The sequence below is a fragment of the Bacillus sp. C30 genome (assembly GCF_040838255.1).
Classification (GTDB): domain Bacteria; phylum Bacillota; class Bacilli; order Bacillales; family Bacillaceae_G; genus Bacillus_A; species Bacillus_A mycoides.
Genome location: NZ_JBFPJH010000189.1, coordinates 1 through 6411, shown reverse-complemented (window position 1 = coordinate 6411; position 6411 = coordinate 1). Strand labels below are relative to the sequence as shown.

4 protein-coding genes are annotated in these 6411 nt (G+C 30.7%); all 4 read left to right on the top strand.

Annotation, left to right across the window (positions count from 1 at the left end; genetic code table 11):
- On the top strand, positions 1 to 1040 hold a 1040-nt coding region (locus AB3X49_RS15850), incomplete at its 5' end, for a condensation domain-containing protein (RefSeq protein ID WP_367963238.1).
- 30 nt (positions 1041 to 1070) lie between these two features.
- Positions 1071 to 3200 (top strand): non-ribosomal peptide synthetase, encoded by a 2130-nt coding sequence (locus tag AB3X49_RS15845; protein WP_367963235.1) that lies wholly within the window; start codon positions 1071 to 1073, stop codon positions 3198 to 3200.
- Positions 3201 to 3244: 44 nt separating this feature from the next.
- Complete coding sequence (locus AB3X49_RS15840) at positions 3245 to 4003, top strand: hypothetical protein (protein WP_367963233.1); 759 nt, start codon at positions 3245 to 3247, stop codon at positions 4001 to 4003.
- A gap of 23 nt (positions 4004 to 4026) precedes the next feature.
- The coding region (locus AB3X49_RS15835) for a non-ribosomal peptide synthetase (RefSeq protein ID WP_367963231.1) at positions 4027 to 6411 on the top strand (2385 nt) is incomplete at its 3' end.

Below are 6411 nucleotides of genomic sequence, written 5' to 3'. Positions count from 1 at the left end.
TAATACAACTTTTAAATGAATATGTTCAAGAACCATTTGATTTAAGCAATGAGCTTCTCTTTCGCACAAAATTATTTAAAATAGCAGAGCAAGAATATATTTGGGTATTAGTAATGCATCATATCCTCACAGATGGATGGTCACAAAATATTATTTTAAATGATTTAATCAGCTCATATAATGCGATTTCACAAGGAGAGTCACCTCTTTTATCTAATATTAAATTTACTTATGTTGACTATTCAATTTGGCAAAGAACAATTGTAAATAAAGGGTTACTAGATCCTCAATTACAATATTGGTTAAATAAATTGGAAAGTATTCAAAATAAAGGAACGTTACCATTAGACTTTAAACGATCTAACTTAGAGACGCAAAAAGGGGCATCTATTAAATTTAATTTTAATGATGAACTTCAGAAAAAGTTACAAGAATTTAATGGGTTATACAGTAGTACATCGTATTTAACATTATTGTCAGTCTATATATTATTTTTATCCAAATATTCAAAGAGTCGACAAATTGTAATTGGTACACCAACAGCTAATCGTAAGAATTTAGACGTGCAAAATATCGTAGGCTGTTTTGTCAATACATTAACATTAACAAGTTCATTAAATTTAGAAAGTACATTCTTACAATTTTTAAAAGAAACCGAATCTATGGTCCTGGAAGCTGACAGTAACCAAGAATATCCTTTTGATCTACTCATTTCTAAAATAAGAGAACATAAAAATTTAACCCAAAACAACTTATTTGACGTATGGTTCTCATTAAATGATGTCAGTAATAGCGCTATCGAAATGAACGATATAATAATGGAAGATGTTTTTTCTGATACACAAAGTGCTAAATTTGATTTAAATATGGGGTTTTTCACTAAAAACTCTCAAGTAACAGGTTTTTTAGAATACAATACTGCATTATTCAAACACGATACAGTTCTTTCCATGCTAAAGGTATATAAAACATTATTAGAAAGCCTAATTACTAAACCTGAGCAAACATTAGCTACTATTATTGATGAACAGATTAACTAAAAAAACTATTACTATTGAGGATGGTACATCATGAATTTAAATCACAAAAAGACAAGCTCTATAAGAAAGTTAACGTTAGAACAACTGGCTCACATGTGCTTACACCAAATTGTTGAATTTCATGCAGATCATACGCCCGAACAAATAGCTGTGATAGCTGATGATAAGCAACTAACATATAAAGAATTGAATGTATCTGCAAATCAAGTAGCTAACATGTTAAAAAAACAAGGAAAAGGTATCGGAGATTTTATAGGTCTATATATTGAGCGATCTGTTGAAATGATTATTGGGTTATTAGGAATTTTAAAAGCGGGTGCTACTTATGTCCCCTTAGAAACTGAACTTCCCAAAGACCGAATAGAATATATAGTAAACTCTGCTAAATGTAGTTTGATAATCAGCTCAAAAAAATCAAAATCAACCTATCCTTTGGTAGATCTGCCTATCATTACAGTAGATGACCCTAAGACAAAAACATATGGAATTGAAAATTTGAATATTTCAATTCCTTTAAATCAACTGATGTACGTCATGTTCACTTCGGGTTCTACCGGAAATCCAAAAGGAGTATTAATCGAACATACAAATGTAACAAATTATATTGTATCTCTTATGGAGTGTTTAAATATAAATGATAAAACAAACTTTGCAAGTGTATCTACATTATCGGCAGATTTAGGGAATACATCTATCTTTGGAGCTCTAGCTTCAGCTGGAACATTGCATATTTTATCTAAAGAACAAATTTTACAACCTGACGAATTTTCGAACTATTTTTCTACGCATGTAGTAGATTGTTTGAAAATTACGCCTTCCCATTTCTATACTTTACTACATTCTACAGAAAAAAATATCTTTCCAAAACAGTATTTGATACTGGGAGGTGAATTGTTAAAATGGGAAATCTATCAAGAAATAAAAAAACGGGCAGGAACTTGTAAAATAGTAAATCATTATGGGCCTACTGAAACTACAATTGGTGTTGCAATGAATGTAGATATAGACGATAACCTTGAAACAGAAACCAAAAGTGTTCCCATTGGAAAGGCGATTCGTAATAATCAAATCGTCATATTTGATAAAGATAAAAATCTGAGTAAACAAGGTACGATTGGAGAATTATGCGTTATAGGCGAAAACGTAGGGAGAGGCTATCTCGAGAAATTCACTGCCCCTCAAAAATCAGGATATTTATCTATAAATGGGGAAAAAGCTTATCAAACGGGTGATATTGGACGATATTTATCCGAAGATAGTATTGAAATAATAGGTCGAGTTGATGATCAAATACAAATAAGAGGATATAGAGTAGAATTAGCAGAGATTGAAAAAGCTATTTTCCATTACCCTAATGTTCAAAATGTATATGTCCACGTTAAAGATAAAAGTAATGTAGAAAAAGAAATAATTGCCTTTATTTCTGTAAAAAATGCTCCAATTGATGAAAGCAACTTGAAAAATTTTTTAAAAGAAACTCTTCCTTCCTATATGATTCCTAGCATTATTGTTGTGGATGCTATTCCTTTGGATGCAAATGGGAAAGTGAACAAAAAATTTTTAACAGCATTGCCTGAGAAAAAGCAAGCTCAATATTCAAAGCTTCATCAAGTACTTCTTAGTTATTTAGGAACATTAATAAATAACAAACATATAAACATTACGGACAATTTTTTTGATATAGGTGGTAGCTCTCTTCAAGCTATTCAATTTATTTCTTGGATCAGGGATACCTTCCATATCCCCATTTCCATTCGATCCTTTTTGGCTAATCCTACTGTCGATACATTGTACCACTTTATGATCAATCATGAATCTAAGCAAAAGGTATTAACGACGGCTGAGCAAATGTTTGAAAAAGAAAATGTAAAAAAACAAAACGAAGATATAAATGAAATTATTTCTAAATACTTACAAAAGCATTTGGTACAGGTATTACGTATACAGGATATACAGAAGGATGATAACTTCTTTGATATAGGAGGATCTTCTTTGCAAATTATATCTTTAATGAACTGGGTAAGAAAAGAATTAAACGTTCCCATTTCCATTCGATCCTTTCTTACCAATCCTACTATAACTCATTTAACAAAACTCATATTAACAGAAGTGACAGATGTTTCCGAATTCATACGGCAATTAACTCAGGATAAGATCTAAATTTATATGGCTATTAAAACTTTGAAACGAAAGGTGGAGCATGAATGGAAACTCTATTAAATGATCTTATATCTCAATTTAAAGAGAACAAAGATACAATAGGGATTGTACTAGTAGGTTCTAGTTCACGGGGTTATCAAGATACGTTGTCGGATTTTGATGTAGAAGTAATTGTAACTGATTCTTACTATAATTCCCTTGCAACAAATAATCTTTTCGAGAGATCAATGGATGGCAAGGTTGAAATCTTATTGCTACCCGAATCCGACTTTAAAGCTAAAAAAGATTCTCCCGCAGATATTGACCATTGGCCATATGAATTTTGTGAAATACTTTATGATCCTAATAGAATTTTGTATCAAGAAATAGCACAGATCAAACATATGCCTCCTATGCTAGGAGATCAAAGAACTAAATTACATTATTTTGAATTTTTATTTTGTATACAACGAACTAGAAAATTATTACTTCGTGGAGATGAATTAAATACTCGTCTATGTGTAGCAAAATCTCTACAGATACTTATTAAGTTATTCTTTGTATTACAAAATCAATGGGTACCAGTAATACATTGGAGTAGCCAAAATTTAAGCGATTTAGATTATTTCAATAGTACGACAAAACAACTGATGCTAGAAATAATGCGAAAACCGAACATTAGAATAGCAGAAGAACTAATTAAAGAAACAGATAGCATATTAGAAAATAAAAAATTCCAATTTCAATATGATAAAGAAGCATTAACTGAAGAAGTATGTAGTTATGAATATCGTTCTATAAGAGAGCAGTATGGCACACTTTAGTATGAGGAGGTATATTTAGGATTATGTTAAATAAAGACTTTCTTCCCAAACAAAAAAATATGAACATAGACCAAAAATATATTACAATTACAATGAAACAGAAGTTATCCATGTTAAAAGACATTGCTCAAAAATTTGACGTTGATCTATGTACACTTTTTAAGTGTGCTTGGACAATTATTTTATATAAATACAGTGCAGAAACGGAAGTTGGTTTCGGATTTTATAATCTTCAAAAAAATAATATAGATAATTACAATATAACAATTCAAGAAAATGCTACAGTAAAAACTCTGTTACACGATATTTATATGCAACCACCAATCATGGTGTCATATAACGATAAACTGCAATATGATACAGCACTGGTAAATTCTAATGGTAATGTAGCGCATATTGAGTCGTTTTTTCATACAATTTCTAAAGATGTAGTTTTTATTTCCTTTGAAGAAAATCATTTAAACGATGAATTGAATATTCAAGCCTATTTTAATTCTTCTACTTATCATATAGGAATTCTTGAAAACCTGTTAAATAATTTAAAGATTTTTTTAGATACTTTTGAAACTAAGTCAGAATTGACACCTTTCGATATAAATATTACTAGTCCGTCAGAACAAAACACAGTGACTGAAATATTTAATGATACTCCTCAAAGTTATTCAAAACAAAAATGTAAATGTGTTCATAAAATTTTTGAAGAACAAGTTGTAAATACTCCCTCACATATTGCTGTAAGCTATAATGGAAAAAACTTAACGTATAGAGAGGTTAATGCACAAGCAAATAGAGTTGCTAATTATTTATTATCTAGAGGTGTTCAAACAGGTTCTCATATTGGCATCATGTTAGAGCGTTCAATTGAAGCCATTGTCTCTATAATAGGAATTTTAAAAGCGGGATGTACTTATGTTCCCTTAGATGCCACATACCCCCAAGAACGATTAGTATTTATGTTAAAAAATAGTAATCCTGCGATGGTCATTACTCATGAATCGTTTCAACATATACTTCCGTCTACCTATGGGGGAACTATTCAAACAATCTCAAAAATATTGGAATCCAATGCGCATAATACAAATCCTAATCACACTTGTACTACAGAGGATGTAGCGTATGTTATTTATTCTTCAGGTTCTACTGGAACACCGAAAGGGATCATGGTTCCACATAGAGGAATTATACGATTAGCCTGTGATAAAGATCATTTTAAATTTACAAACACAGATATTTTAACACAAATGTCTTCTATTAGTTTTGATGCAGCTACTTTTGAAATATGGACAGCTCTTTTAAATGGTTTAAGGTTAGAGATTGTGTCCAAAGATGTAGCTTTAGATAATGAAAAACTGTGTCAGTTTATCTTAGATAAAAAAATTACTATTATGTTTTTTACAACAGCATTATTTCATAAATTTGTAGAAAAAAATCCCCAAGCACTTTCAACACTTAAATATTTAATTGTAGGAGGAGAAGCATTAAATTTAACACATGCCAACTTAGCACTTCAATATCTTAATGAAGAAGGATATTTGATAAATGGTTATGGACCGACTGAAAATACAACGTTTTCAACCTACTATTTTATGAACCAGAAACATAAAAAGTTAAATTCTATTTTGATTGGTACTCCTCTCACCAACTCATCCGTTTTCATTTTAGATGACAAGCTTGCTCCATTACCTATTGGAGCGATTGGAGAAATTTATTTAGGTGGAAAAGGGGTAGCTATAGGTTATCTGCATAATAAAGAGCTTACTCAAGAAGCATTTATTCAAGAACACCCATTTCAAAAATTCGGAAAAACACTTTATAAAACAGGAGATTTAGGTCGCTGGTTACCAGATGGAAATATTGAATACTTAGGAAGAAAAGACCGCCAAATAAAAATCCGAGGTTTTCGTATAGAACCAGGGGAAATTGAGACAGTGATGTTAAATCTATCTTTTATAACAGAATGTGTAGTTATGGATATAAAAGATCTTTCTGGTAATAAAAAGTTAGTCGCATTTTATGTCTCATCTCAGATAATACGCACTTCAGAACTTAAAGAACGTTTGAAAAAAAGCCTTCCAGAGTATATGATTCCAAATCAATTTATACAAGTGAATAATTTACCTATTCAAGAAAATGGAAAATTAGACACCAAAACATTAACATCTATTGCTCATTCAAAATATTTTAATCACAACTCTGAACGAATCGAACAAACAAAACCGGTTGATCTAGTTCATGCTTTAATCCTTATTTGGGAGGAATTATTAGGTGTAACTAATATTCATTTGGAGGACAACTTTTTTGATTTAGGTGGAGATTCTCTACAAGTGATGGAGTTAAAAGAACGGGTACATCACGAATTAAAACATGATATTCCAGTAACAGCTATATTTTCTTATCCAACTATACAT

Bases quoted from the DNA above. Each gene is read 5' to 3' on its own strand.
- AB3X49_RS15840 (WP_367963233.1), top strand. From the start codon at position 3,245: ATGGAAACTCTATTAAATGATCTTATATCTCAATTTAAAGAGAACAAA.
- AB3X49_RS15845 (WP_367963235.1), top strand. From the start codon at position 1,071: ATGAATTTAAATCACAAAAAGACAAGCTCTATAAGAAAGTTAACGTTA.